Source organism: Buttiauxella sp. JUb87 (assembly GCF_004361975.1).
Classification (GTDB): Bacteria; Pseudomonadota; Gammaproteobacteria; order Enterobacterales; family Enterobacteriaceae; genus Buttiauxella; species Buttiauxella ferragutiae.
In genome coordinates this window covers 71,378-98,332 of sequence record NZ_SNVY01000006.1, presented here as the reverse complement: position 1 = coordinate 98,332, position 26,955 = coordinate 71,378, and the positions used below count along the sequence as shown (strand labels likewise).

Genomic DNA, 26,955 nt, shown 5'->3' with positions numbered 1-26,955 from the left:
GATCAACCCTGCCCAAGCAGATTGAAGATTTAAGCAAACCTCTTCTCAAGTCGGATAATCGTCGTATTACCCGACTTGGGAAATTCATTCAGCCGCTCGTTCAGCCACCAGCACGATACCCCGGCGGGATTCATCGGGCGCAAGACTCCAGATTTCTGACTCGGGAATACTTTCACAGTCGTAACGAGTGCGTTCACCGTCATAAGGGTAAAAACGCCCGCTTTCCGTATCAAGGATAAATACATCAATTTTTTTAGACACCCTGGCGATGCGTTTCCAGATATTCTGACCGCCAATATATTGATCATGATCGCTCATCAGGATCAGTCCCTTTTCAACGATCAAATGCTCATAAAGCGTTGTCGCTACTCGGGTATCTTGCACAGATCTATCAACCACAACACCCTCAACCTGCAAAACTACTTTAGATTCCCAATAGCGCTTAACCGCCAGAATAGATTCATTCTGGTTCGTGCTTTTACGCGGAATCAAATCCAGTTTAGCGGCGACAAGATGGCGCAATTCACCATTATCTTCCAGTGAGGGTTCTGCATAAACAATTGCCGCAGCCGTTTTATCTTTTCGCAGCACAATCAATGCAGGCACACCAAGAATATCGGTAGTGCCGGACACATCAAATGCTCGCTTAAGAGCGGAAGGGCTATAGCTGATAGGGTAAAGAATCATGTTTGAATCTCCCTGATACAACACCGGCATAATTTGCTCATCCTGAACAGACTAAAGTATGAGCAAACTACCATCGCTTATTAAAACCATACTAACAATAGTGATACCTGTAACAAGAGAGTGCGAGGCTTCTCGAAAAACGTTACTTCTCGCTGTTTTCTAACGCATATTTATACAGCGCATTTTTCTTCACGCCGTGAATTTCAGCCGCCAGAGCCGCTGCTTTTTTCAGTGGCAGTTCGGTTTGCAACAGTGCCAACGTGCGCAGTGCATCGGCTGGCAGTGCGTCATCGGCTGGCGCTTTAAAGCCTTCGACGATCAGCACCATTTCACCTTTACGGCGGTTTTCATCTTCTTTAACCCACGCCGCCAGCTCACCAATCGGCGCGCCGTGAATCGATTCCCAGGTCTTGGTCAACTCACGCGCCAGCACCACATAGCGCGATTCACCGAGCACAGCGCAGATATCGTCTAAACTATCGAGCAGGCGATGTGTAGACTCGTAGAAGATAAGCGTACGCGGTTCTTGCTCAATCGCTTTGAGTGCGTCGCGGCGGCCTTTAGATTTGGCAGGCAGAAAACCTTCATAGCAGAAGCGGTCAGAAGGTAAACCCGCCGCGCTTAATGCAGCAATGGCGGCACATGGGCCTGGCAACGGAACCACGCGAATACCCGCTTCGCGACAAGTTCGTACCAAATGATAACCAGGGTCGTTAATTAATGGCGTTCCTGCATCAGAAACTAACGCAATGCTTTGCCCTTCTTTTAGCTTAGCCAGCAAAGTTTCTGATTTTTGTTGCTCGTTATGATCGTGCAATGCGAACAATCGCGCATTAATGGCGAAATGTTGCAGCAGTAAACCGGTATGGCGAGTATCTTCAGCGGCAATCAGGTCAACGCTTTGCAACACGGTTAACGCCCGCTGTGTGATATCGCCGAGGTTACCGATGGGTGTCGGAACGATGTAGAGCGTGCTGGCAGAAATAGCCGCCGATTCGAGTTGTTTCATTGTTTCATCCGTATTGCCGATTTAATATTGAACACTGAGATAAAAATTACACTGGATACAGAATGGTACCGTCTAAATTTATTAGTTCTAAAGCCGGGCGCTGTCTGCCGGTTGTGCTGGCCGCGCTGTTCTTTGCCGGCTGTACTACTACTAAAGCACCAGACCAGTCGACCGCGCATATGCAGGGCGAAGCGACTGCCGATTCAGCGTATTACCTGCAGCAAATGCAGCAGAGCGCTGATGATAGCAAGACCACCTGGCAATTACTCGCCATTCATGCGCTGGTAAAAGAAGGCAAAACTCAGCAAGCCGTTGATCTCTACAACCAGCTACCCAAAGAGATGAATGACGAACAGCGTCGTGAACAACAGCTGCTGGTACCTGAAATCAGAGTCGCGCAGAAAGATTACGCCGCCGCGAACGCCGCGCTCGCCAAAATCAATCCGGCAGAATTGAGCAAAAACCAGCAGGCCCGCTATTACCAGTCTGTTATCGACGCCAGCCAGAATCGTGCGTCGCTGGAGCTGCTGCGTGCTTATATTGCCCAGGAGCCTATCTTGACCGGCCCTGCGCATCAGAAAAATATCGACGGTACCTGGCAGGCATTATCTCAGATGACGCCAGAGCAGATGAATTCACTGGTCATCAATGCTGACGAAAACACGCTGCAAGGTTGGCTGGATCTGCAACGCGTCTGGAATGACAACCGTAACGATCCTGAAATGCTGAAAGCCGGTATTAAAGACTGGCAAACGCGTTACCCGCAGAATCCGGGTGCAAAAACGCTGCCGACTCAGTTAAGCAATATGCAGAACTACAAAGCGGCTTCGACGAACAAAATTGCCCTTCTGCTGCCATTAAGCGGCCAGGCGGCGGTTTTTGGTCGCACGATTCAACAAGGTTTTGAAGCGGCGAAAAACATGGGTTCGGCTCCGGTGGCGCAATCTACGGCACCAGCCACAACTCCAGATACCAACGCACAACCTGTCGATACCACCCAGGCTGCCTTACCGCAGCCAACTGATGCCAACATGGTGGCGAGCCCGTCAGCCGCATCGGTTGATGACTTAACGCAACAGCCAGCGGCAGATGCTGAACAACCAACGCCAGTGCCGCAATCTGCACCACAAGTACAGTCAGCAGCAGCGGCTCCAGCGAATCCATCCGCTGAAATCAAAGTCTACGACACCACCACGCAGCCACTGGCACAGATACTGGCGCAAGCCCAGCAAGATGGTGCGACTATCGTTGTCGGCCCGTTGCTGAAAAACAATGTCGATGAGTTAGCAAACAGCACTTCGCCACTGAACATTTTGGCGCTCAACCAGCCAGAGAAAGTGCAGAATCGTGCCAATATCTGTTACTTCGCACTGTCGCCAGAAGATGAAGCCCGTGATGCAGCTGGCCATATCTGGCAACAAGGCCATCGTGCACCGCTGTTATTGGTCCCGCGCAATGCGCTGGGTGATCGCGTCACTAAGGCCTTCGCTGAAGAATGGATGAAGTTAGGTGGCGGTACTGTTCTGCAACAGAAATTTGGCTCCGTTGCCGAACTCAAACAAGGCATTAATAGCGGTTCTGGCATCGCATTAACAGGTTCTCCAGTCACCCCAGCATCCGCTCAACCGGAAGGTGTGACCATCGGCGGGCTGACTATCCCACCACCACCGACTGACGCACAAATTACCGCAGGCACCTCCGGCGGCGTTGATGCAGCTTATATCGTGGCAACGCCAGATGAAGTCGCGTTGATCAAACCGATGATTGCCATGCGTACCGGAAGCCGCAGTCCAGCGCAACTGTATGCCAGCTCACGCAGCTCACAGGGCGTGAACGGCCCGGATTTCCGTCTGGAAATGGATGGTTTGCAGTTCAGTGAAATCCCAATGCTTGCCGGTAACAACCCGTCGATGATGCAGCAGGCGCTGAGCAGCGTGCATAACGATTACTCGCTGGCGCGTCTGTACGCGATGGGTGTCGATGCCTGGTCTCTGGCAAATCACTTCTCGCAAATCCGCCAGGTACCGGGTTATCAGGTCAATGGCAACACAGGTACGCTGTCTTCAAATCCAGATTGTGTCATTAACAGGAAGTTAAATTGGCTGCAATTCAGTCAGGGTCAAATCGTTCCAGCGTCCTGACACGTCAACAAACTGGCGCGCGCTACGAATTAGCGGCGCGCCATTTTCTTGAACGCAAAGGACTGCGTTTCATGGCCGCCAACGTGCATTCTCGCGGTGGCGAAATCGACCTCATCATGCGACACGGCACCGTTATCGTCTTTGTGGAAGTACGCTACCGGCGCTCTAACCACTTTGGGGATGCCGCCGCCAGCGTCACACCACGTAAGCAACAAAAGTTATTACAGGCTGCCCGGTATTGGCTGGCCCGCACATCAGGAAGTTTTGATACTGTGGATTGCCGTTTCGATGTGTTAGCCTTCACCGGCAATGAAATAGAGTGGTTAACCAACGCGTTCACCGCAGATTTTTAAAGTAACCAGGTAAATAAACGTGCTCGAAAGAATCAAAGCCTGCTTCACGGAAAGTATTCAAACCCAGATTGCCGCAGCTGAAGCTCTGCCAGATGCTATCTCCCGTGCAGCAATGACACTGGTTCAGTCACTGCTCAATGGCAATAAAATTCTGTGCTGTGGTAACGGCACCTCTGCGGCTAACGCCCAGCACTTTGCCGCCAGTATGATCAACCGCTTTGAAACCGAGCGCCCGAGTTTACCTGCCATTGCACTTAACGCCGATAATGTGGTCTTAACCGCTATCACAAATGATCGTTTACACGATGAAGTGTATGCGAAACAAGTACGTGCGCTTGGTCATACCGGCGACATCCTGCTCGCGATTTCAACCCGCGGCAACAGTCGTGATATCGTCAAAGCGGTAGAAGCCGCCGTGACGCGTGATATGACTATCGTGGCATTGACTGGCTATGACGGCGGGGAGTTGGCTGGTTTATTAGGGCCACAGGATGTTGAAATTCGCATCCCTTCTCATCGCAGCGCGCGCATTCAGGAAATGCACATGTTGACGGTAAACTGCTTGTGCGATCTGATTGATAATACGTTATTCCCTCACCAGGACGATTAAGGAGTACAGATGAAGGCCTATAAGCCACTTGCAGTCCTTATTACTGCGTTACTTCTACAAGGTTGTGTTGCTGCTGCAGTAGTGGGTACCGCAGCTGTCGCCACGAAAACTGCGACAGATCCGCGCACAGTCGGTACTCAGGTTGACGATGGCACGCTGGAGCTGAACGTCAGTAGCGCTCTGAACAAAGACGCACAAATCAAGAAAGAAGCACGAATTAATGTCTCTACCTATCAGGGCAAAGTCCTGTTAGTCGGCCAGGCACCAAATACTGAACTCGCAGCCCGAGCCAAACAAATTGCGCTGGGCGTTGATGGCACCACCGAGGTGTACAACGAAATCCGCCAAATGGCGCCAATCGGCCTGGGTACCGCTTCATCAGATACCTGGATTACCACTAAAGTGCGTTCGCAATTGCTGGCAAGCGACCAGGTGAAATCAACCAGTGTGAAAGTCACGACAGAGAATAGCGAAGTGTTCTTGTTAGGTCTGGTGACCGAGCGGGAAGCCAAGGCTGCGGCAGATATTGCCAGCCGGGTTAGTGACGTTAAGCATGTGACGACTGCGTTTACGATTCTGAAGTAATTTCTGCCCTCACCCTAACCCTCTCCCCCAGGAGAGGGAATTTCCCTGCTAAAACCGGCTCAAACAATCCATCGCCACCGCTTTAAACTCCTCAAAATTCTTGCTATCACGCAGCCTCGGCATCGCCCTTTCACGCAGGAAAGTGACAAACAGATCGTAAATCGCCATCGCCTCCTCGTACTCGCTTTTACTGATTGCCAGTAAGAAAATGACGTGTGCTGTTTCATCGCCCCAACTGATGCCCTGCGGCGCAAGCACGGTATAGACCACGGTTTTATTCGCCATCAGCCCCAATGAGTGCGGAAGCGCGATGCCCTCGCCCAACACGGTACTAACAATCGCTTCGCGTTCGACCACTGACGGATAAAACTCTGCTCCGACAACGCCTTCTTGCTCAAGCTGCTGGCAGAGCGTGCGGAACAACTCCTGCTGTGTCATTGGCTCGTCAATCACCCGGAAATGGCTGGCATCGAAGAATTTATCCAGCATGTACGGGCGCGTTCTGTCCACCAGCACCAGCTTACCCAACTGTTCTAGCTGGTACTCCGTCGGGAACGGGGCGACGACCACGGTAGGCTTTGCTTTATCGGTAACTCTGGCGGTAGAGATAACAAAATCTTCCTCAACGCTTTCGAGCTGTTCGTAGTCGCGTAGCGAAATGATACGTCTGACCTCGATTTGCGGATATTTGCGCAGCAACATTGCCTGAATCATGCGCACCGTGGAATTACCGGTATCGCAAACCAGCAGCACTCGCGGGTTACGCTGATAGCCAATGTTGTAGTGGCGCTCCAGCCCGACACCGATATGCAGCACCAGGAAACCAATTTCGTTTTCGCTGATCACAAAAGGCGTGTACTTCCCCCAGCTCGACACCGCCGCCAGCGTCATGTCATACGCCATGGGATAGTGCTGTTTGATGTTGCCAAGCAGCGGGTTAGGGATGTTTATCTGATAACGCACGCGGGTGATCATAGTTTTGATATGCGTGAGCAAATCCGCGTGTAACTGCTTATCACTCAGTAGGTTGTAGTTATAGTTGTTGTTGATAAAACTCAGAATATAGTTCACCAGCGCTTCGTCATCGTCGGCACTAATGGCGCTCGGAGCTACTTCTTGTACCTGACGTGAAGCGATATGCACTTGCAGCCACTGTTCTTCAGCTTCAGAGAGCGGTTTACCGGCCAGCGTCTGTAACAACGCGGTGATTTGCCGCGCGGCTTCACGTACAGCTTCGTCGACATCGTCGGCGCTAAACTCCGGCAATGGGTAGCCTTCGCTAATACGACGCACTGCAACAGCACAGTACAAACGAATAAACTGCTCGCCTTCATCCGTCAGCCGGATTCGACAGCGCGTAAAACAGTTGTGTAGTTCCGCTGCCAGTTGTTCTGGCACCCCAGCATTCAATGCTTCTTCGGTTAACAGCGGGTTGTCGCTGTCTTCCTGGCTCAATTGCCAGAGCAGTTCAGTAAGGCAGGCGCGCACCGACATTTCACTACCAAACAACTTCATACCGTGGCGCGGACGAGTTTCAATTACCAGGTTGTAGCGCGCCAGCCATTCACGCACTTCTGCCATATCACTTTGCAACGTCGCGCGGCTCACAAACCACTCGTCGGCCAGGTCTTCGAGTTTTAAAGAGAATGCAGAGGTCAGGAAGCGCGCCACCAGATAATGCACCCGCTCAGGCGAGTTACGCGGAATACGCAACTGGCGCGAAGGCTGCTGCACCAGCGCCTGATAGAGGGCTGTATCGGCAATATTGAGTTGGTAGCCTGCGCCGCGATTCAGAACAAATTGCGCACCATGCCCGGCCATCAGCGCATTTAAGGCGGTAATGTCAGTGCGCACCGTGCGAGTAGAAACAGATAAGCGCCGCGCCAGTTCATCCTGGGGCAGCGTTTCGTTTTGTAGCATCTCAAACAATTGGGCCAGACGTTGGTTCGGGAATCTCACTGCCGTTTCCTTTCGTTAAAAGATACTTTCCATTATGGCTGAGAGTTAACGAATGTGGCGCCCTAACCCTCTCCCCCAGGAGAGGGGACTGTCCGGTATTCTCCCTCTCCCTCAGGGAGAATACCGGGGTGAGGGTGGTGTTAGCCAACCAACTTCTTCGTCATCTCCAGCAAGGTACGCACATCTTGCGGACGCGTATTGCCGCTCGCTTTATCAATAATCGAGCTGTAAATATGCGGAATGATTTTGCGGACACCCGCGTCCAGCGCGATCTTGAGGATCTCCTCGTAGTTTTCGAGATCAATACCGCCGGTTGGTTCGAGCCAGAAATCATGCTTCGCACAAGCAGCAGCAACCGCTACAAACTCCTCGCGGCATTCCAGACCACCCATTGGGAAATATTTGATTGAGCTGCCGCCCATATCTTTCAGCAATTTAATCGCGGTTTCGACAGGCACAATGCCGTCCGGTGCGCCCGAACTCAGCGGGCCGGTGGAGATTTTCACCATGCCAACCGTGCCGGTTGGCGAAACCAGGCCATTGACCACGCTTTCGCTTTGCCCAAGCAGCGCACGAGAAGTGCCAACCCCGGTAAACACCTGGTTTACGTGCTGCGGTTGTACCTGACGGGAGATTTCACTGACCATCGCCGACTGGTTCGGATCGCCCGCGCCAAGGCCAACAGACAGTGCATTTTCAATCAATGCCGCATACTCACGCATGTCCGCAACGGCACTAGCAATATCGGGATAGTTTTTGGAAAGTACCCCGACTAAGACGTGGCCTTCTGCCGCGTCATAAATCTCTTTAGCGTTCTCTTTCGAACCCGCCAGCACATTCAGGCAAACACGATCACGGTAAAAATTCGGGGCTAATTTCATGCCTGTTTCTCCTTGCTGACCAACGCTTTAATGCAGTGATAAACAATTTCTAACTGCTGCGGGCTAACGCTGCGTACATCAGCTTCAATAATGCCTTCGTTGGCTTTGTAGCCACGGAAGAAAATCGCATACTCGCCTTGCTTAAGCGCACTCACCAGTTCACTGGTGCTGGTACCAATCACCGCTTCGTCGAACTTGATTTCCGTACGCGCAATATCACGGCCAGCGGCGTCCCACACCACGCGCGCGCTGATGCCATCAAGGGTGTTGAGGTTGTCGATAAATGGCGACATTTTTTCCACCATTTGCGCCCCGCTCTCTTTAGCCGCCGTTAAATAGTGTTCAATGGCGCAGGTCAAACCGAGGATGCCTTCTTTGCCCACTTTCATGGCACGACCAATGCCGCCGGTTTGCAGTTTCACCCACTCAACATATTGCGCCTTGCCAATCACCAGCCCGCTGGTTGGCCCTTCAATGGCTTTGGCACCGCTATAAATCACCAGATCCGCACCCGCACGGTAGTAGCACTGCAAATCTTCTTCGGCAGCCGCATCAACAATCAGTGGTAAGTTATGTTTGCGGGCTACCACAGCGGCTTGCTCCACACTGAGCATGCTTTTCTGCACTGAGTGGTGCGATTTGATATACAGAATGGCAGCGGTGCGCGGGGAAATCGCCGCAGCGAGTTGATCGGCCGAACATTCGTTGGCGTAACCCGCTTCCACAACTTTGCCACCACCGAGATTGACCATGGTGCCAACCGGTGCGCCGAAGTTCACATTGTGGCCCTTTGGCAGCACGATCTCGTTGTTCTCTAGTGGTGCAGCGTGCAGGTTTTCAATCAGCCAGGCGTTGTCTTTCACCAGTACCGCCGCTACGGACAGTGCGATTCCCGCCGAGGCACAAGAGACAACCGTCGCCCCTTCCACCTCCAGCAGATTTGCGATGTAGTCCCCGGTTTTGTTCACCAGGTCTTTCATCTCAAAATAATGATTCATACCATTAGTGACCGCATCGACCACTTCCGCACGCGGGGTAGAAACACCGAGCGCCGTCATACGGCCAGATGCGTTAATCACTTGTTTTAGATTGTATTTTTCATAAATCGAAGACATGTTCTTCTTCCCCTTGTTCGGTTGTAAACCACTGACCGGCGCGAACGACGGCCAATGCGACCAGCAACTGCTCACCTGCGAGCGTCTGATCTTCGGAATCGGTAAATACTGTCGGCTGGCGGCGTTTGGCAAAGATAGTCAGATCACCATCGAGGCCAACCGTCAAACGCCCTTTATTTGCCAGGCGCAGGCCATCGGCGGCATGAGAGGTAACACAATCAATCACTTGTGGCAGCGACATGCCTATCGAGAGGAATTTAGACATCACTACCGCCAGGCTATGTACCGGGCCATTGATGCGGTTGCGGCAGTAAATATCGGAGCTGATGGTATGTGGCAAAATCCCTTTGCTGATGGCGATTTTCGCCACTTCAAAGCTGAAACTCGCGGTGCCGTGGCCGACATCCAGACGCACGCCGCGCGCAATCGCACTGGCAATCGAGGCGCGTAATTCGCCTGCTGGCGTCAGAATGCGGTTAGGTTTACCATTGTAGCAATGGGTGATGATATCGCCCGTGGTCAGTAAATCGGTGATTTCATCGAGATCCGGCGGGTTGTTGCCAATGTGCACCATCAGCGGCAGATCACCGTTTTCACGCTGGATTTCTTTGGCACGTTGCAGTGGTTTAATGCCGTTGGCCCCCACCACGCTGCTGCTCATACGCGCTTTAATGCCGACGATAAAACCCTCATGGCGCTGTAGCGCATCACGCACCGCAGCTTTGTCGATATTCGCCATGTCTGACAGTTCGTTTTGCGCAATCAACCCAACGCGGGAGATGTTCAGTATCGCGTAAACCTCTGTCACCGCCTTGCGCGTTAACGCGTAAAACTCGTCAACATCGTCAGCGCCAGTACTTCCGGCATCCACCACGGTTGTCACGCCAGTGTTGATGCCGATGCTGTCGGGTTCGTCGTGATAAATCGGGGATTTTTGGTAGCAGTGAACGTGAGAATCAATCCAGCCTGCGCTGACGTAATACTCGCCGTTGAGCTGGCGTTCTTCCTTTGCCTCGCCGCTGAACTCACCCAGCGCGGCAATTTTTCCATCCTTCAACGCGATGTCGATAACCGTATCGTCCACCAGACACGCATTGCGCAGGATTAAATCGAACATGGTTTTCTCCTTACTGGCGGATGGCGCGTTGCTTATCCGCCCTACGAATGATGTTGTAGGGTGGATAAGCGCAGCGTCATCCACCACTGGGCTACAAAGCAATCGGGAAGAACGCCCCCAGAAGCATCGCACCCAAAATTGCACCACCGGTGATCGGCTTGTTCCACAGGTAAAACAGCAGAGAACCCACCAGCGAACCGATACCGATTGGAATAGATGCGGTCATCGCACTGAGGATAATCAACGGCCCCAGGAAGCGACCGGAGGCATTACCCGCGCCCATCATCACGTCTGCGCCGTAGGTGGAATTGCTTTGGTTGATGGTGAATTTACGCGCCAGAATAATCACATAACCAATCGCCACGCCAATCGCCAGCCCCGTCACCAGTGATGCGGCAAAGTTGGCTACCGGGAAGACAATCCCCGCGCCCAGCAACAGAGCTGGCACACCCAGCCCGACACCGGTTTGAATCGCGCCGCCGATATCCAGAATACCGACCAGCGAACCTTCAATAATGCGCGCAAACAGGAAGCTGGCACCGAACGCCGCCACCGCGCCATATACGCCGGTATCAATCCCGGCGCGCAGCATGGAAACAAACGCCACTTCGTTAAATGCGCCGATACCGTACAGGTAGTACATGTGTGTCCCGGCGAACACGCCGGAAGAAAGCAGGCCAACAAAAATCGGGAAAGACCAGTCGGCGTACCAAAAACCTTTATTTTCTTCCATCACAGCTTCCTTATTTTCCGCTCAGCGAGTTGTGAATCAGATCGAGCCAGTTCGGCACGGTCAGATGGAAGGATTCGATCATTTTCATATCGAAGCCACGGAAGAAACCGCTCAGCACAAACAGCGCAACAATCGCCACCATCATCACTTTGGTGACGTGGTTCCAGCCGCTCTCTTCAACACCTTTACCAATCAAGATGCCCAGCACCAGGCCTGGTACGGCGTTGCCCATAATCAGTTGCGCACAGCCGCCGAAAATCGTCGCCCAGAAGCCCGATTTCTTACCGGCATCAATCGCTGCCAGCCAGAAAATGACCGGCATCACGGTGTTAACCAGCAAGTTAGCCGCCGGAACCAGCACTTTTACCGCCGTCACCTGCAATGCCGCAGGAACCGCAGAGGCTGTGGAGTTAAGGAAAGCGACCACAATCATGCCGATGATGCCGCAAGCGAAAGCCATCTTTTTCGGGTCGTGCAGGGTTTGGGCAACGTTACGGTTTTTCAGCATTAACGCGGCCGCACCCCAGTTAGGGATAATGCGGTGGTCAACATCCTGCGTGAAAGCACCCGCAGCAACGGAAGATGCCCAGGCGTTAAAGAAGAAGCCCAGACCAAAAGAGAAGTGTGAAGCCGGATCACCCTCACAAGAGTTTAGTTCACCGAGCGTACGAAATGCGCCCATCCCTTGAGTGGTCGGCGCATGGAACATACGTGCCGCCCCAGCGCCAACACCTACGCCAACCAGGCCGCCGATGATCAGCGATTTTATTAATATAATTAAGAACATCAGTCTGTCCTTTCTGTGTGATTTTATTGGGGGATGAAGTCTACTTTGTCCATATTAATGGCTGTCACATTGACCGAAACATCCAACTCCACGCTGAACAATTGTTTCTCGCGCTTGAGAAAGAAGAACAAAAAGGCCTCTTTCTTCACCTGGACTCGCGCCTGAACAACCTGCACATCTTGTGGCTCAATGCGCAGCAAAATATGGGGAGAAGATTTCATCACCGAGCCCTGAACATGATTCAGGGCGTCAGCAAAGGCTTTGGCTTTAGTGTCGCCGCGCCCTTTCACTCTCACCTTTTCGGAGAAGTGTTCTTTCATACTCACTTACCGTACTTCTTGGCCCAGGCCTGAACCAGGCGCTCGCCCAGCTCTTCTTTATCCATAAAGCCGAAGCCCAGCACGTTGTTACCTTCGTTGATGGCGGTGACGCCCTCTTCCACTGAGCGCATACCGTACTTGGCTTTGTAGCCGTGTTTGGTTTGTGCCGTGATGGCACCTGCACCGCCACTGCCGCAGAAGGAGATGCCGAATGTGGCGTTCTCCGCTTTCATCACGTCACCCAGTTTCATATCAGCGGCAACGCCTGCAATAACCACGGCGCGGCCACCCGCTTTTTCGATGCCTGCTGCCACTTTTTGGCCTTTACCCAGGCGGTCGCCAATTACTACGGTAATTTGTTCCATCGTTATCTCCTGATTATTCAAAGATTGTCTTTCGCGACTTCGAAATGCACTGACAGCAACCACGCCTCTTCAACCGGCAGATTGCCAAACTGTTCCACTACCTCTTTTGCCATCACCAGAGAATCTTCAGAGATTTCATCAAACAGGCTCTCTTCGACTTCTGGTAGCGGCTCACCGGTCAGTGACCGATGTGCCATGGCACGAACGTGGGACGTCAACATCTGAACTTGCACCGCGTTCGGTGTGATGTTTCTGTTCTTTAGCAGCGTATCGATAAACGCCAGCACCCGTTCCGTAAGCTGCGTTTGCTCGGTACTCCCGGCTTCATTAACCATTACCGCTCCGTTCTTCACACTGCGTACCTCTTCGCTGTTAGGCTTTTAAGGTATCGGCAGAGGTTAAAGGTTTGTAGCGAGTTGTTTTCCACTTCGAAACGGAAATCGCAGCCGCATTAGTGATACGCGCCACAAAAAGTGCCCGATTCGCGATAATTCGCTGGGTTATTGTGATTTCAGTCACGGATTAGTGAGGGTGAATCTATTGGTGGCAGTGATAGTTTTTGAGCAAATTTGTGATGTGTGGGATGTTTTCGGTTAATTATTGGAAAGGCTTATGGGTGGGTTTTGTTTTGGGGAGTGATTGAGATTGAGTGTTGGGTTAGTGGCAGAATCGTACCTTGCTTACATTACATTAAATTATGTTAATAATTAGACTCAGGTCAGCAGACGAATCGCCTCGTCTACCTGGTCATTGATGAAAAGGTCGTTGTCTTTGTCGTTTCAGTTGGGAAAAGAGAACGTTCAGACGTTTATTCAGAAGCTGTAAAATGGGTTCTCTGAATCACGATTGGGACACCATCATCAGAACAATCACAACGCAGCGATGTTACAGCGAGAGGGTAAATAAGAATCTATTCTTCAATATTAAATAATCGATTATGGTTTACCTGATCAAAAAAACAACGATATTAATCGTTTTTGTCTATTTCATGATCAAATTTGTTTTCACCAAAGCATTATCCCACAATAAAACTATTGCTTTCCAAGTCTGATATATAAAGTAAAAACAAGAATAAACATTCAATACAGATAGTGAGAAGATTCTCATTCAACAATTCCAGAGAAATACCCCCCCCTCATGTAAATAAACATTTCCACAGAATACTTAAGTCAAATCAACAGACGCTAGATTTTACATCAGGATAACCGCTTGAGTATTAACAGCACCACTTAATGATTACCCTTCAATAACCCATCATTCAAAAACAAATAAAATACATTTAAAATCAATAATTTAAACAATAATAACCATTAAAAAATAATGTCGTTACTTTATATGAAATGGCCAAAAAATTCAGACCGTAATAGCTAATGATTTCTCTTGGCTTCTCGGGAAACTTGAATAATTACACTTAACTCAAATTAATAATAATGGTGCTCAATTCCCACCGCTCTACCTGTAATGATACATTAACGGGTAACGAGTTGTATAAAAACCAAGCAAACAGCGTCTTCACATGCTGGCTTTCGCTCGTTTTTATATAGCCAGAAATTGTATTTATTGCAACCAGAAACATGGGAATGAATCCCAATCTATTAGAGTATTAATAATAGATTCCGAGATAATAAACGCATGAAATATATTTATAAAGCGGTATCCCGCGAAGGGCTGGGCTTATTTATCGCAGCCTCGCTGTGTACGACTACTGCTCACGCTTTAATGATCAATAAAGACGATACCTTTGCTGACCTTCCTGAAAATCCGGACGCCTTATATGTCGGTAGGAACGGAACAGGCTCGCTGATTATCAAACAAGGTGAGACTGTTGTCGCCGGGCAGACGTCTGGTGGAATCACTGGTTCAGTACTGGGCTACGATAATGGCGACAGCGGGACGGTGGATGTCGATGGCGGCACCTGGTACGACAGTGTCACCTCCTCTAATGACCCATCGGGCAAAGGAACAACCACTGTTGGCGGCAGCGGAGATGGCACGCTGAATATTAAAAACGGCGGCAATATGTACGCCATGTTTATTAATATCGGGCAAAACGGCAGTGGTAACGGTGTCGTTAATGTCGATGGTGCCGATTCCCATTTATTTGTCACTGCGGATTCAAGCTCGGGGATCACCGTCGGAACCAACGGCACCGGGACGTTAAACATCACCAACGGTGGGAAAGTGACCTCCAACTCATCATCCTCCGTTGGCCATGGTAAGAAGGCTAACGGTACCGTGAACGTCAGCGGAAAAGGTTCAAACCTCACGATTACCAGCGGCGGATTAAGTGTGGGTGGCAGCGGAACCGGCACCTTAAACGTTACCGATGGTGGCACCATCAACAGTAATGGTGGGGCCATTGCCGCAGCATCCGGATCGACGGGCATTGCAACCATCAGTGGCGCAGGTTCAAGCTGGGATCTCGGCGCGAATCGCACACTTTCCATTGGTTTTAGCTCCAAAGATGGCACTGAAGCCGAAAGTACCGGAACGTTGGTTGTTGCAAATCAAGGCCGCGTGGTGGCTGGAAATGGCATCAACGTGGCGGGTGATGGCAGCACTATTTACATCGGTGCTGAAGAAGGGTCTGCTGCGACTGCTCCAGGCACACTGGAAACACCAAAAATTGATTTACTCAATGCAAGTAATGCGCTGGTGTTTAACCACTCAGATACCTCAGGAAACTACCTGTTCTCGCCGAAAGTTTCAGGCAAGGGGACGGTCACCAACTTAAACGGCACAACCGTACTGACTGGCGCGAATACCTACACCGGCGGCACCACCATCAGCGGTGGCACTCTGCAATTAGGCGATGGCAGCACGGCTGGCTCCATCGTCGGTAATGTCGTCAACAACAGCGAATTTGTCATCAATAACCCAGCGGAAACCACACTGTCTGGTGTGATTTCAGGCACAGGTTCGATGACTCAACAGGGCGATGGCACCACCATTTTAACCGCCCAAAATAGCTACACCGGCAAAACCATCGTCAATGCAGGCGCGCTGCGTACAGATGAAGTTGACAGTATTGCCACCAGCAATGAAGTGAATATCAATGGCGGCGTGTTTGATCTGAACGGTAACAACCAACTGGTGAATCGCCTTGGTGGCACCGGCGGTGAAGTTCAGTTGAATGGCGCGACACTGACCGTCAACAATGCGACAAGCGCAGATGATTCCCGCTACGCGGGCAATATTGTCGATGGCACTTCCGAAGGCAGCCTGACTAAAACCGGTGACGGTTCTCTGACGCTGACCGGTAAAACAGGCTGGACAGGCGACACCCATATCGATGGCGGCGAGTTGGTGCTTGATGGCAGCAACGGCGGCGCACAGCTAGTCAGTAATATCATCGCCAAAGACAACACTGCGCTGTCTTTGCGTAACGGTGCAAATCTGACTGGCTGGATTGACCCAACCGACGTCAACATCGATAAATCCAGTAGCTGGGATATGACTGCGGATTCCGTAGTCGACGATGTTAACCTCGCCGGGACTATCCGTTATGCCGCGCCAACGACCTCACCAATGACCAGCGGACACACCCTGACGGCCAATAACTGGCACGGCCAGGACGGTACTCTGGTGATGAACACCGTTTTGGGTGACGACGCTTCCGTGACCGACAAACTGCTGGTCAACGGCGATACCAGCGGCAACACCTTTATGCAGATCAACAACGTCGGTGGTCACGGTGCGAAAACGGTCGAAGGCATTGAGGTTGTTGATGTCAAAGGCCTGTCTGACGGTACCTTCACCAAATCAGGGCGTATTGTCGCCGGAGCGTATGACTACGACCTGGTGCAGAAAGGCGCTAACTGGTATCTGACCAGCAAGGGGGAAAAACAGCCAATCGTACCGATTGAGCCAATTGAACCTACCCTGCCTCCGGTCGATCCCGTCGACCCGGAAGAACCTGTTGTGCCAATTGAGCCACCAGCAAAACTGCCAATCCTCCCACTTGAGCCGTCAAAACCTACGACGCCAGAATCAGGGCAGCAAGGCACACCGACTGTTCGCCCGGAATCAGCCAGCTATACCGCTAACCTGGCGGCAGCTAACACCATGTTTGTGACCCGACTGCATGACCGTTTAGGGGAAACTCAATATACCGATGCGCTGACCGGCGAGCAGAAAGTCACCAGCCTGTGGTTACGTCAGGTTGGCGGGCATAACAACTGGAAAGACAGCAGCGGTCAGCTCAACACCCAGAGCAACCGTTACGTCGTGCAACTGGGCGGCGATCTGGCGCAGTGGAGCAACGACGGCCTGCAACGTCTGCACCTTGGGGCAATGGCGGGTTACGGCAACAACAGCAGTAATACTCACTCCAAAGTCACCGGCTATCATTCCAAAGGTTCTGTGAATGGTTACAGCGCCGGGCTTTACGCCACCTGGTATGAAAATGACGAAACACATCAGGGTACTTATGTGGATAGCTGGGCGCAGTACGGCTGGTTCAACAACGATGTGAAAGGCCAGGATATTCAGGGCGAGTCCTACAAATCAAGCGGCATCACCGCTTCCATCGAGTTGGGTTATACCCATAAGCTGGGTGAATACACTGGCAGCCAGGGTTCGCTGAATGAGTGGTATATCCAGCCTCAGGCACAGGCTATCTGGATGGGTGTTAAGGCAGACGACCACCGTGAAAGTAACGGTACGCGCGTCAACGGTGAAGGTGACGACAATATCCAGACTCGTCTGGGTGTGCGCACTTACCTGAAAGGCCACAGCAAAGTGGATGACGGTAAAAACCGCACCTTCCAGCCGTTTGTGGAAGTTAACTGGATCCATAACACTCAGGACTTCGGCACCCGCATGGATGGCGAGAGCGTTTATCAGAGTGGCGCACGCGATATCGGGGAAATTAAAACCGGTGTTGAGGGGCAGCTGAATAACAATCTGAATCTGTGGGGTAATGTCGGCGTTCAGGTTGGCGATAAAGGCTATAACGACGCCGCCGCAATGGTTGGGGTGAAGTACAGCTTCTAAATTGGGGCTTGTTTGGTCGGGTGTCGGCTATGCCTGCCCCGACCTACAAAACCATCATTCCTCAGGTGGATTAGCGTAAGCGACATCCACCTTATTAAAATACCCCCCATTTATTCGACAAAATAAAAAATGACATTAATAGATTTTAACTATCTCACTAATAGGTTTTATTTCGCCAAATCAAAACCACTACAAACACATGGTTATTAATAGAGAAAACAACATAGGAAGATCATGAGCGTTCACGATGTATATAGAATGCTGCCCACCACAAAATGTTTATAGAAAATGCATTTCTCATCATATTTTTTATTATGCTGCTCATTACTCACGCACAGTTAAATCCTGCTACCTATTACGTCAACCATTTGGCCATAATGGGAGCGTAATATTTATCAAATTAATTATTATCAGACACACCTTTTAAACTTAAGATTTATTAAGTTGCATAGTTATCCCCTCACTTAACTTATCAAAATAAAAATACATTAATTTCAACATGTTAAACAAAAACCCCCATCAAAAAACAAAACTAAATTCTGATGTAAACCTATTCACATAAGATCATTGAAAGCGATCAAAACTTAACCTATTTTCTTATGCCAATATAAAAATATTAACCTTCACACTTATTATTAGTAAGGCGATTTATATTCCGCCACATTTTTAAAAATGATACATTACAGAATAACAACCGTATCTAAAGTAGATAAATCACATCTAAGCAAATCAATAAAACCCATTTCATCACAACCATGCAGAGAGTTTATTGCAGCCAATAAATAACAGACAATAACAACCTTTATATCACGATCGTAAGAACCATAATTCCTGAGACAACATACGTATGAAATATATTTATAAAGCAGTATCCCGCGAAGGGCTGGGTTTAATTATTGTTGCTTCGCTGTGTAGCACCGCAGCACACGCAGTCACCGTCAATGGCACGAAAACTGTTGCCGACCTTCCGGCAAATCCGGATGCATTATATGTAGGCGAAAGCGGTACAGGTTCTCTGCTGATTAAACAAGGCGAGACAGTTGTCGCAGGGCAAGACACGGGCGGTGATACTGGTTCCGTCCTCGGCTATAGCAGAGGTGATAGCGGAACAGTAACGGTCAATGGTGGCACCTGGTACGATAGTGTGACTTCCGCCAATGCCCCGTCAGGCCGCGGAACCACCGCAGTAGGTGGCGGAGGCGTAGGTACACTGAATATTAATAATGGTGGCAAAATGTACACCATGTTTATTAATGTCGGGCAAAACAGAGGGGGTACAGGTGTCGTTAATGTCGATGGTGCCAATTCCCATATATTTGCGACTGCCGACTCAGGTTCCGGGATCACCGTCGGAACCAGTGGCACAGGGACAGTAAACATTACTAACGGAGGTAAAATCACTTCCACCTCCGGGACTTCTATTGGTTACAACGCTGACTCTAACGGTACAGTGAACATCAGCGGCAGCGGTTCAAACTGGACGGTTACCGATGGCCCAATGCGCGTGGGAGCCAGCGGTGTGGGTACGTTAAATATCTCGGCTGATGGTTCATTGAACAGCGATGGCGGGGAAATTGCCTCAGGGAGCGGATCTTTCGGTACCGCTTCCATAAGCGGCCCTGGCTCAACATGGAACGTCGGAACAAACAACACACTCTCGATTGGTTTTACATCTACCGATGCCAGTGTGACACAAAGCACGGGCACGTTGATTGTTGAAAACCAAGGTAAAATGGTTGCCGAAGGCGGCATCAACGTGGCTGGCGACGGAAGTAAGATCTACGTCGGTGCGAAGGAAGGTTCAACAGCGACTGCGCCAGGCACACTGGAAACACCAACAATTGATTTGCGCAATGCCAACAATGCGCTGGTGTTTAATCATTCTGACACTTCAGGAAATTACCTGTTCTCACCGGTCGTGTCAGGCAATGGCTCAGTGACCAACTTAAACGGCACAACCGTGCTGACTGGCGCGAATACCTACACCGGTGGCACCACCATCAGCGGCGGCACTCTGCAACTGGGTAATGGCACTACGGTGGGGTCACTGGTTGGTGATGTCCTCAACAACAGCGAATTTGTCATCAATAACCCAGCGGAAACCACACTGTCTGGTGTGATTTCCGGCACCGGATCGATGACTCAACAAGGTGCTGGCACCACCATTTTAACCGCCCAAAATACCTACACCGGCAAAACTATCGTCAATGCAGGCTCTCTGCGTACTGATGTAGTTAATAGCATTGCTACCAGCAATGAAGTCAACGTCAATGGCGGTGTGCTTGATCTGAACGGCAATAACCAACTGGTGAATCGCCTTGGCGGAACCGGTGGCCAGGTTCAGCTTAACGGCGCAACGCTGACAACCCATAACGCGACGACCGCGGACAATTCCACCTACGCCGGTGACATTGTCGATGGCACCTCAAAAGGCAGCCTGACCAAAACCGGTGACGGTTCCCTGACGCTGACCGGTAAAACAGGCTGGACAGGTGACACCCATATCGATGGCGGCGAGTTGGTGCTTGATGGCAGCAACGGCGGCGCACAGCTAGTCAGTAATATCATCGCCAAAGACAACACTGCGCTTTCTCTGCGTAACGGTGCAAATCTGACCGGCTGGATTGACCCAACCGACGTCAACATCGATAAATCCAGTAGCTGGGATATGACAGCGGATTCGGTAGTCGACGACGTTAACCTCGCTGGGACTATCCGTTATGCCGCGCCAACGACCTCGCCAATGACCAGCGGGCACACCCTGACCGCCAATAACTGGAATGGCCAGGACGGTACTCTGGTGATGAACACCGTACTGGGTGATGACGCTTCCGTAACCGACAAACTGCTGGTCAACGGTAATACCAGCGGCAACACCTTTATGCAGATCAACAATGTCGGTGGGCACGGAGCGAAGACGGTTGAAGGCATCGAAGTTGTTGATGTCAAAGGCCAGTCTGACGGTACCTTCACCAAATCAGGGCGTATTGTTGCCGGCGCGTATGATTACAGCCTGGTGAAAAAAGGCGCTAACTGGTATCTGACAAGTCTGGATACCACACCGCCAACCGAGCCTGCGCCGGGTGTGCCACCAGCACAACCGCCACTGACTTCACCTGACCGGTCAGCACCAACGCCAACACCAACGCCGTCAGAATCAGGTCAGCAAGGCACACCGACTGTTCGCCCGGAATCAGCCAGCTATACCGCTAACCTGGCGGCAGCTAACACCATGTTTGTGACCCGACTGCATGACCGTTTAGGGGAAACTCAATATACCGATGCGCTGACCGGCGAGCAGAAAGTCACCAGCCTGTGGTTACGTCAGGTTGGCGGGCATAACAACTGGAGAGACAGCAGCGGTCAGCTCAAAACCCAAAGCAACCGTTATGTCGTGCAACTGGGCGGCGATCTGGCGCAGTGGAGCAACGACGGCCTGCAACGTCTGCACCTTGGGGCGATGGGCGGTTACGGCAACAACAGCAGCAACAGCCACTCCAGTGTTACCGGTTATCATTCCAAAGGTTCTGTGGATGGTTACAGCGCCGGGCTTTACGCCACCTGGTATGAAAATGACGAAACACATCAGGGTACTTATGTGGATAGCTGGGCGCAGTACGGCTGGTTCAACAACGATGTGAAAGGCCAGGATATTCAGGGCGAGTCCTACAAATCAAGCGGTATCACCGCTTCCATTGAGCTGGGTTACACCCACAAACTGGGCGAGTACACCGGCAGCCAGGGTTCGCTGAATGAGTGGTATATCCAGCCTCAGGCACAGGCTATCTGGATGGGTGTTAAGGCAGACGACCACCGTGAAAGTAACGGCACACGCATCAACGGTGAAGGTGACGACAATATCCAGACTCGTCTGGGTGTGCGCACTTACCTGAAAGGCCACAGCAAAGTGGATGACGGTAAAAACCGCACCTTCCAGCCGTTTGTGGAAGTTAACTGGATCCATAACACTCAGGACTTCGGCACCCGCATGGATGGCGAGAGCGTTTATCAGAGTGGCGCACGCGATATCGGGGAAATTAAAACCGGTGTTGAGGGCCAGCTGAATAACAATCTGAATCTGTGGGGTAATGTCGGCGTTCAGGTCGGCGATAAAGGCTATAACGACGCCGCCGCTATGGTTGGGGTGAAGTACAGCTTCTAAATTAAATTTTGAGCGGGGTTTCCCCCGCTCATTTTTTTATTATTTTACCAGACCCATACTCTGTGGCAGCGCCATAGAGATAGCCGGTAAATACGTCACCATCATCAGAACAATCGCAATCACCGCGAAGAACGGCAGCAACGGTTTAATCACGCGCTCAATCTTAATATCCCCGACTTTACAGCCGGTAAATAAGATTGGCCCTACCGGTGGTGTAATCGTGCCGAGCGACAAGTTAAACACCATCATGATACCGAACTGCACCGGGTCCATCCCAAACTGCATGCAGATTGGCAGGAAGATTGGGGTGAAGATTAATACCGCAGGCGTTGGGTCCATAAAGGTACCCACCAGCAGCAATACCACATTCATAATCAGCAGAATAACAACAAAGCTGTCAGTCGCAGAAAGCAGGCCGGAAGCAATCAGCGCAGGGATTTTGGTAAACGCCATCACCCACGACATGATAGAAGACGCCGCCAGCATGAAAATAACAATCGCGGTCATTTTCGCGGTCGCGAGGAATATCTGCGGCAAATCGTCCAGTTTGATGTTGCGATAAATAATGCCGAGCACCAGCGAATAAACCACCGCAATTGCCGACGCTTCAGTCGCGGTAAATACGCCGCCCAGAATGCCGCCGATCACCACAACAATCATCATCAGGCTTGGAATCGCATCAAACAGAATACGCAGCGTCTGGCCTTTGTCAGCTGAACGGTCAGCCACATAACCGCGACGTTTAGCGATTATCCCGGCGACAATCATCACGCCTAAGCCCCAGAGAATACCCGGCACGTAACCGGCCATAAACAGCGCAGAAATTGATACGCTACCCGCAACCGTTGCGTAAACAATCAGTGAGTTGCTTGGCGGGATCAGCATACCGGTTGGTGCAGAAGCGATATTCACCGCGGCACTAAACGCGGGATCGTAGTTCTCTTTTTTCTGAATCGGCGACATGATGCCGCCCACTGCCGCCGCCGAGGCCACGCCAGAACCGCTGATGGAACCAAACAGCATGTTGGCGACCACGTTGGTTTGTGCCAGAGGGCCAGGCAGGAAATTACTGACCATTTTTGCGCAGTTAATTAAACGAATGGCTATCCCGCCATTGTTCATTAAATTCCCCGCCAATATAAAGAAAGGAATGGCTAATAAGGCAAAGGAGTCGAGACCAACAAAAACACGCTGAGCAGAAGTTAATATCGCACCATCGAACGGCAGAATAAGTAACATCGCTGCAAAAGAAGAAATGCCGATACTGATACTAATTGGCGCACCCGCCATCAGCAAAATTAACACACCGCTAAACATTACTAGCGCAACAACAATCGCAATATCCATGTCGACACCTAATCAATCTTGTTTCGAAGAGAACTTTCTGAACAGCCCATATTGGTTATACAGGCAATAGAACAGCGTCAATGCGCCGCTTAGCGGGATCGCAATGTAGATAATGCCGATAGGAATTTGTAAGGCGGAATCAAGCTGTGCCATCTGGCGGTTCATACCGATATACCCACCAATAGTCAGCACCAGCAATGCAAATACAGAAGTGGCAAGCTCACCCAATATTTCCAGCGAAAGGCGGAATTTACGCGGCATTTTGTCGCGCATAAAAGTAATCGCCATATGCTCGCGCAGGCCAAAAACATAAGCCCCACCAATCAGTACCAGCCAGATAAACAAATAACGCGCCAGCACTTCGCTAACCGCACTCGGGCTATTAAATAAATAACGGGAGGCCACCTGCCAGGTCACCAGCAAGGTCATTAAACCGACAATCAGAATACACAGTGAGGACGCAACTTTATCAACGGCCTGTTTTACTCGCGTCAGCTGCGAATAAAAACCAGATGTGGACACGGGGGCGGGTTGAGCAACTTTCATTTTAATCTCCAAGGGGGATGAAAACATCCCCCTAAACTTCTCTACTCAAGCGACTTCAGGATGGGTAATTACTTGGCCAGCTCACGAATTTTTTCGTACAACGCTTTTTGTTCAGGCGTGGTTAACATCGCAGATTGCAGTGGCTTGCAGCTTTCCTGGAAAGGCTTGATATCCACTTCGGTAAAGGTTGCACCCTTATCTTTTGCAGTTTGACGCGCGCCATCAAGGGCTTTATCCCACAGCTCAAATTGAGTCACGGTGCTCTCTTTGGCTAATTTGCGGAACAGTTCGCGGTCGGCTTCATCCATTTTGGCGAGGAAGCTTTCGTTAGCCACTAACAAGTCAGCCACCATCACGTGACGCGTGTTTGAGAAGTAAGGTGCCACTTCGTATTGTTTGAGGTCAGCGTAAGTAATTTCGTTGTTCTCAGCACCGTCCAGCACGCCCTGTTGGATGGCGGAGTACACTTCACCCTGCCCCATTGGTACGCCTGTGCCGCCCATGCAGCTCAGCATTTTGATCATCGTGTCAGACTGCATCACACGGATTTTCTTGCCCTTCATATCGGCCGGGCTGGTGACTGCGGCACCTTTGGTATAAACGCTACGTGCGCCCGCGGTATACGCGGTGACCACTTCAAAGCCGGTTCCTTTGGTGGAAGCAAACAGGCTGTCGAGCACACCAGAAGTAAACACTTTGCGCTGGTGTTCAGGGTTGTCGTAGACGTATGGCATCGCCAGAACAGAGAAGTTTTTATTGAAGTTTTCGACCAGTGGGTTCGCCACTACGGCCAACTGAATTGCACCGGACTGCACCAGTTCCAGTGATGCACGCTGGTCGCCTAACAGTTCATTCGGGTGGATTTCGAGTTTGTAACGGCCTTTAGTTTCAGATTCCAGCTTTTCGCTGAAAGAGACTAATGCTTTGTATTGTGGGTTATTTTCGGATTGGTTGAACGCAGTTTTCAGCGTTACGGTGCCTGTTGGGGCAGCGTCATCGCCACATCCGCTCAGCAAAATCGTGGCCGCGACAGCGGTAGCAACTAGCGAAATTTTTGGCAAAACATGTTTCAAATGCAGCATCCCTAAGACTCCCTAATATCCATAGTTTCGATGTGGAACTAATTCGATTCGGAAGTATTTACTCACTGAAAGCCGATAAAATGAAACATTATTTCACTCAAAAAGAAATTTCGATTCATTTTGTAATTAAGATCTCAAAACCACGCCGCCTGAAGATCAAAAAACACACAGTCTTTGTGTCAAAAAACAACAAATGGGTTATGAACCAGTGAAGAAAATGTGGTTTCAGGACCCTTTATCGGAAACTTTTAAGGGGGAGGCATTCAGGCAATCAATGAAAAATGGTGATTGCGAGACATGCGGCAGAGTGAAGTTATGACGGTGGGCGGAGGGAGGAAAGTTTGTAAAATGGTTACGACTGTTTGAGGCGAACGGTTTCAGGTGATGACTTTGCCGTAGTTGAATAAGTCCGAATTGTAGCTACAATGAAGCTACTCAAACAAAGGAGGCAATAATGGACTCAGTCATTCGTACTCGCATCGACAGCCAGACAAAACAAAAAGCCACCGAAATCCTCGAAAGTTGTGGTCTGACAATGAGCACCGCACTGCGGCTTTTTGTCGAACAAGTGGTGATTAATGAAGGCCTGCCATTCGACATTAATCGTAAACCCAGTCCTCGCCTGATTCAGGCCATGCGCGAAACGCAAGAGATCCTTCAAAACGGCAAAAGTGGATTTTCCGATGTAAACGAGCAAATGGACGCACTGAATAATGGCCAACAACAAACGGGTGAAGCTGCCGTATCAGACAAAACACACAAAATCATTTAGCAAAGCCTGGGAGCGTTACAACAAAGCTGGCCGCCATGACATGAACGCTGTTTCAGCGGCAATGTGGCTTATTGCTTCACGTAATCCTTTACCGGCTTATTACTTCGACCATGCTCTAACGGGGGAATATAGCGGGTACAGAGAACTGCATATTGGGGGTGATTATTTACTGGTGTATTACGTTGATGAAGCCAGCAGAACTGTTGCCTTTTCTGATTTAGGCACCCATGCCGAACTGTTTGAATGAGTGATTAGCAAGCTGCTGTTATTTCCCCTCTCCCCAAAATCAGAAAGAGGGGTTCAACGCATGGCGGGTTATTTAGCCTGCTGAGCAGTGATTTTAATCGAGTCGGTGTAGGTCACACGGACACTTTGGTTCACTTTCATCTCTTTCAAACGCGCCTGAACTTCTGGGTCTTCAACAGTAATCACTTTCTCCTGCCCTTTAGGGCCGACGAAGGTCACGGTGTTGTTTTTCAGATCGATATGTTTGATTTTAAGCTGAACGTTAACCTGACGGAAAGCTTCGTGCTCTGGGCTTGCTTCGGTGGCTTTCTCCATCCCTTTGGTGGATGAAGCGGTTGGCGCGGCTTTATCAACATTGGTATCAAAAGCGACGGCAACAGAGCGTGTCACGGTGGTGTCGACAACATCACCCGCTTTCAGATTAGCCAGCGTACCGGTTTCTTCTGGCACGTTGAATGAGACTTTATTGCCCTTCTCTCCCTCTAAAACCACGACATGGTTTTTTTGATCAACGGAAACGACTTTCGCAGAAAAATGATCGGCCTGGAAATCTCCCGCGACTGGCAAAATTTGGGCATTGGCGGAAAAAACGCTAAACGCGAGTAACGAAACGGTAGCGGCACTTTTAATAATCGTTTGAATCGGTTTCATAAATCAGATGTCCTTATAAAGATATGCAGATATGTTCAGGCCCTCAATGGAAGGACCAGTATCAGCTTAGCGGTATTTTTTATGGTAGGCATTACGAGTGGTTTTAAACTCTTCCGCCGCCGCTTGTGCTTCTTTCACTTTGCCTTCGTTGGCCAGTTTCAGCGCACCATCGATTTGACCGACCAGTAAATCCAGGCCGTGGCGGTAGTCTTTCATCTCCGCGCTATCCGCGGCTTTGCTTTCAAGTTTAGGGGGAGTGCCTTTTTGCGCATCCAGTGCTGCGGTACGCATATTGTTGAGCGAGGTTTTTAGCTCAGCCGCGTTATCGGTCTTCAACACGGTTTTGTAGTTCTCCGCGATGATATCCATATCATCACCCACATCTTTCGCCATGCTCGTTGCGGAAAATAACACGGTCGATACAGCCAACATTGCAATCAGTTGCTTTCGCATGAATCAATCACCTCTTTATTATAAGAAGGGTGCGGCAGG

Annotated in this window: 24 protein-coding genes and 1 pseudogene; 9 read left to right on the top strand and 16 right to left on the bottom strand. The window is 50.5% G+C overall.

Annotated features, from left to right (window positions below; all coding sequences use genetic code 11):
- Positions 1 to 84 precede the first annotated feature (84 nt).
- Both EC843_RS18490 and rsmI read right to left on the bottom strand, forming a co-directional pair.
- Positions 85 to 687, bottom strand: a complete 603-nt coding sequence (locus tag EC843_RS18490) for a hypothetical protein (protein WP_133522813.1) — start codon at positions 685 to 687, stop codon at positions 85 to 87.
- Positions 688 to 829: 142 nt separating this feature from the next.
- Positions 830 to 1,696, bottom strand: a complete 867-nt coding sequence (gene rsmI, locus EC843_RS18485) for a 16S rRNA (cytidine(1402)-2'-O)-methyltransferase (RefSeq protein ID WP_064540497.1) — start codon at positions 1,694 to 1,696, stop codon at positions 830 to 832.
- Positions 1,697 to 1,758: 62 nt separating this feature from the next.
- Here rsmI and EC843_RS18480 point away from each other — a divergent pair, with 62 nt between their 5' ends.
- The 4 genes from EC843_RS18480 to dolP are packed head-to-tail and all read left to right on the top strand — an operon-like array spanning position 1,759 to position 5,385.
- Positions 1,759 to 3,837 carry a penicillin-binding protein activator gene (locus EC843_RS18480; RefSeq protein ID WP_133522812.1) on the top strand — a complete coding sequence of 693 codons (2,079 nt, stop codon included), beginning with the start codon at positions 1,759 to 1,761 and terminating at the stop codon, positions 3,835 to 3,837.
- The gene (locus tag EC843_RS18475) at positions 3,795 to 4,190 is read left to right on the top strand and encodes a YraN family protein (RefSeq protein ID WP_133522811.1); all 396 of its coding nucleotides are present in this window, start codon (positions 3,795 to 3,797) and stop codon (positions 4,188 to 4,190) included. The genes EC843_RS18480 and EC843_RS18475 overlap by 43 nt, the downstream gene beginning before the upstream one ends.
- Positions 4,191 to 4,209: 19 nt before the next feature.
- Positions 4,210 to 4,800, top strand: a complete 591-nt coding sequence (diaA, locus tag EC843_RS18470; protein WP_064540507.1) for a DnaA initiator-associating protein DiaA — start codon at positions 4,210 to 4,212, stop codon at positions 4,798 to 4,800.
- Positions 4,801 to 4,809: 9 nt separating this feature from the next.
- Positions 4,810 to 5,385, top strand: coding sequence for a division/outer membrane stress-associated lipid-binding lipoprotein (gene dolP / locus EC843_RS18465; RefSeq protein WP_064540510.1), 576 nt, complete (start codon positions 4,810 to 4,812; stop codon positions 5,383 to 5,385).
- Positions 5,386 to 5,433: 48 nt separating this feature from the next.
- On the opposite strand, the gene EC843_RS18460 is transcribed toward dolP, so the two are convergent.
- The 9 genes from EC843_RS18460 to EC843_RS18420 form a co-directional block, all read right to left on the bottom strand.
- Positions 5,434 to 7,344, bottom strand: coding sequence for a PRD domain-containing protein (locus EC843_RS18460; RefSeq protein WP_121814435.1), 1,911 nt, complete (start codon positions 7,342 to 7,344; stop codon positions 5,434 to 5,436).
- 140 nt (positions 7,345 to 7,484) lie between these two features.
- Positions 7,485 to 8,225, bottom strand: a complete 741-nt coding sequence (locus EC843_RS18455) for a KDGP aldolase family protein (protein WP_064540515.1) — start codon at positions 8,223 to 8,225, stop codon at positions 7,485 to 7,487.
- Positions 8,222 to 9,340, bottom strand: a complete 1,119-nt coding sequence (locus tag EC843_RS18450; protein WP_064540518.1) for a DgaE family pyridoxal phosphate-dependent ammonia lyase — start codon at positions 9,338 to 9,340, stop codon at positions 8,222 to 8,224. The genes EC843_RS18455 and EC843_RS18450 overlap by 4 nt, the downstream gene beginning before the upstream one ends.
- Positions 9,324 to 10,457, bottom strand: a complete 1,134-nt coding sequence (locus tag EC843_RS18445) for an amidohydrolase/deacetylase family metallohydrolase (protein WP_133522810.1) — start codon at positions 10,455 to 10,457, stop codon at positions 9,324 to 9,326. The genes EC843_RS18450 and EC843_RS18445 overlap by 17 nt, the downstream gene beginning before the upstream one ends.
- Positions 10,458 to 10,548: 91 nt before the next feature.
- Positions 10,549 to 11,190: a DUF4310 family protein gene (locus tag EC843_RS18440; protein ID WP_064540524.1), complete on the bottom strand. Its 642-nt coding sequence runs from the start codon at positions 11,188 to 11,190 to the stop codon at positions 10,549 to 10,551.
- Positions 11,191 to 11,200: 10 nt separating this feature from the next.
- Positions 11,201 to 11,977, bottom strand: coding sequence for a DUF4311 domain-containing protein (locus tag EC843_RS18435; protein WP_064540527.1), 777 nt, complete (start codon positions 11,975 to 11,977; stop codon positions 11,201 to 11,203).
- Positions 11,978 to 12,000: 23 nt separating this feature from the next.
- A complete protein-coding gene (locus tag EC843_RS18430; protein ID WP_064540530.1) occupies positions 12,001 to 12,297 on the bottom strand; it encodes a DUF4312 family protein in 297 nt (98 codons plus the stop codon).
- A gap of 2 nt (positions 12,298 to 12,299) precedes the next feature.
- Complete coding sequence (locus tag EC843_RS18425) at positions 12,300 to 12,662, bottom strand: SFCGS family glycine-rich protein (RefSeq protein ID WP_064540533.1); 363 nt, start codon at positions 12,660 to 12,662, stop codon at positions 12,300 to 12,302.
- Between the two features lie 17 nt (positions 12,663 to 12,679).
- Positions 12,680 to 12,997: a glycine dehydrogenase gene (locus EC843_RS18420; protein ID WP_064540536.1), complete on the bottom strand. Its 318-nt coding sequence runs from the start codon at positions 12,995 to 12,997 to the stop codon at positions 12,680 to 12,682.
- Between the two features lie 396 nt (positions 12,998 to 13,393).
- On the opposite strand from EC843_RS18420, the pseudogene EC843_RS18415 reads away from it, so the two are divergent.
- The 3 genes and pseudogenes from EC843_RS18415 to EC843_RS18405 form a co-directional block, all read left to right on the top strand.
- A pseudogene (locus tag EC843_RS18415) lies at positions 13,394 to 13,501 on the top strand (type II toxin-antitoxin system mRNA interferase toxin, RelE/StbE family); the annotation flags it as partial.
- Between the two features lie 793 nt (positions 13,502 to 14,294).
- Positions 14,295 to 17,657, top strand: coding sequence for an autotransporter outer membrane beta-barrel domain-containing protein (locus EC843_RS18410; protein WP_133522809.1), 3,363 nt, complete (start codon positions 14,295 to 14,297; stop codon positions 17,655 to 17,657).
- 847 nt (positions 17,658 to 18,504) lie between these two features.
- Positions 18,505 to 21,819, top strand: coding sequence for an autotransporter outer membrane beta-barrel domain-containing protein (locus tag EC843_RS18405; RefSeq protein ID WP_133522808.1), 3,315 nt, complete (start codon positions 18,505 to 18,507; stop codon positions 21,817 to 21,819).
- A 39-nt stretch (positions 21,820 to 21,858) separates the two neighbouring features.
- Here EC843_RS18405 and EC843_RS18400 read toward each other — a convergent pair whose 3' ends face one another.
- From EC843_RS18400 to EC843_RS18390, 3 genes are all read right to left on the bottom strand, one after another.
- Positions 21,859 to 23,166 (bottom strand): TRAP transporter large permease, encoded by a 1,308-nt coding sequence (locus EC843_RS18400; RefSeq protein ID WP_064540546.1) that lies wholly within the window; start codon positions 23,164 to 23,166, stop codon positions 21,859 to 21,861.
- 12 nt (positions 23,167 to 23,178) lie between these two features.
- Entirely contained in the window at positions 23,179 to 23,712 is a 534-nt protein-coding gene (locus EC843_RS18395) for a TRAP transporter small permease (RefSeq protein ID WP_121814438.1), read from the bottom strand.
- A gap of 68 nt (positions 23,713 to 23,780) precedes the next feature.
- Entirely contained in the window at positions 23,781 to 24,794 is a 1,014-nt protein-coding gene (locus tag EC843_RS18390; protein ID WP_064540549.1) for a TRAP transporter substrate-binding protein, read from the bottom strand.
- A gap of 454 nt (positions 24,795 to 25,248) precedes the next feature.
- On the opposite strand from EC843_RS18390, the gene EC843_RS18385 reads away from it, so the two are divergent.
- Together EC843_RS18385 and EC843_RS18380 are read left to right on the top strand one after the other, a co-directional pair.
- A complete protein-coding gene (locus tag EC843_RS18385) occupies positions 25,249 to 25,566 on the top strand; it encodes a type II toxin-antitoxin system RelB/DinJ family antitoxin (protein WP_121814439.1) in 318 nt (105 codons plus the stop codon).
- On the top strand, positions 25,508 to 25,813 hold the full coding sequence (locus tag EC843_RS18380) for a type II toxin-antitoxin system YafQ family toxin (RefSeq protein WP_121814440.1): 306 nt from the start codon (positions 25,508 to 25,510) through the stop codon (positions 25,811 to 25,813). Before EC843_RS18385 ends, EC843_RS18380 begins: the two co-directional genes overlap by 59 nt.
- Before the next feature lie 68 nt (positions 25,814 to 25,881).
- Here the strand turns inward: EC843_RS18380 and EC843_RS18375 are convergent, their stop codons facing one another.
- A complete protein-coding gene (locus EC843_RS18375) occupies positions 25,882 to 26,463 on the bottom strand; it encodes a hypothetical protein (protein WP_064540558.1) in 582 nt (193 codons plus the stop codon).
- 66 nt (positions 26,464 to 26,529) lie between these two features.
- Complete coding sequence (gene cybC, locus EC843_RS18370) at positions 26,530 to 26,916, bottom strand: cytochrome b562 (protein ID WP_064540559.1); 387 nt, start codon at positions 26,914 to 26,916, stop codon at positions 26,530 to 26,532.
- Between the last annotated feature and the right edge of the window lie 39 nt (positions 26,917 to 26,955).

Bases quoted from the DNA above. Each gene is read 5' to 3' on its own strand.
- EC843_RS18445 (WP_133522810.1), bottom strand. From the start codon at position 10,457: ATGTTCGATTTAATCCTGCGCAATGCGTGTCTGGTGGACGATACGGTT.
- EC843_RS18480 (WP_133522812.1), top strand. From the start codon at position 1,759: ATGGTACCGTCTAAATTTATTAGTTCTAAAGCCGGGCGCTGTCTGCCG.
- EC843_RS18440 (WP_064540524.1), bottom strand. From the start codon at position 11,190: ATGGAAGAAAATAAAGGTTTTTGGTACGCCGACTGGTCTTTCCCGATT.
- EC843_RS18405 (WP_133522808.1), top strand. From the start codon at position 18,505: ATGAAATATATTTATAAAGCAGTATCCCGCGAAGGGCTGGGTTTAATT.
- dolP (WP_064540510.1), top strand. From the start codon at position 4,810: ATGAAGGCCTATAAGCCACTTGCAGTCCTTATTACTGCGTTACTTCTA.
- EC843_RS18375 (WP_064540558.1), bottom strand. From the start codon at position 26,463: ATGAAACCGATTCAAACGATTATTAAAAGTGCCGCTACCGTTTCGTTA.
- EC843_RS18395 (WP_121814438.1), bottom strand. From the start codon at position 23,712: ATGAAAGTTGCTCAACCCGCCCCCGTGTCCACATCTGGTTTTTATTCG.
- EC843_RS18390 (WP_064540549.1), bottom strand. From the start codon at position 24,794: ATGCTGCATTTGAAACATGTTTTGCCAAAAATTTCGCTAGTTGCTACC.
- rsmI (WP_064540497.1), bottom strand. From the start codon at position 1,696: ATGAAACAACTCGAATCGGCGGCTATTTCTGCCAGCACGCTCTACATC.
- EC843_RS18450 (WP_064540518.1), bottom strand. From the start codon at position 9,340: ATGTCTTCGATTTATGAAAAATACAATCTAAAACAAGTGATTAACGCA.
- EC843_RS18430 (WP_064540530.1), bottom strand. From the start codon at position 12,297: ATGAAAGAACACTTCTCCGAAAAGGTGAGAGTGAAAGGGCGCGGCGAC.
- EC843_RS18400 (WP_064540546.1), bottom strand. From the start codon at position 23,166: ATGGATATTGCGATTGTTGTTGCGCTAGTAATGTTTAGCGGTGTGTTA.
- EC843_RS18420 (WP_064540536.1), bottom strand. From the start codon at position 12,997: ATGGTTAATGAAGCCGGGAGTACCGAGCAAACGCAGCTTACGGAACGG.
- EC843_RS18410 (WP_133522809.1), top strand. From the start codon at position 14,295: ATGAAATATATTTATAAAGCGGTATCCCGCGAAGGGCTGGGCTTATTT.
- EC843_RS18380 (WP_121814440.1), top strand. From the start codon at position 25,508: ATGGCCAACAACAAACGGGTGAAGCTGCCGTATCAGACAAAACACACA.
- EC843_RS18455 (WP_064540515.1), bottom strand. From the start codon at position 8,225: ATGAAATTAGCCCCGAATTTTTACCGTGATCGTGTTTGCCTGAATGTG.
- EC843_RS18490 (WP_133522813.1), bottom strand. From the start codon at position 687: ATGATTCTTTACCCTATCAGCTATAGCCCTTCCGCTCTTAAGCGAGCA.
- EC843_RS18425 (WP_064540533.1), bottom strand. From the start codon at position 12,662: ATGGAACAAATTACCGTAGTAATTGGCGACCGCCTGGGTAAAGGCCAA.
- EC843_RS18385 (WP_121814439.1), top strand. From the start codon at position 25,249: ATGGACTCAGTCATTCGTACTCGCATCGACAGCCAGACAAAACAAAAA.
- cybC (WP_064540559.1), bottom strand. From the start codon at position 26,916: ATGCGAAAGCAACTGATTGCAATGTTGGCTGTATCGACCGTGTTATTT.
- EC843_RS18435 (WP_064540527.1), bottom strand. From the start codon at position 11,977: ATGTTCTTAATTATATTAATAAAATCGCTGATCATCGGCGGCCTGGTT.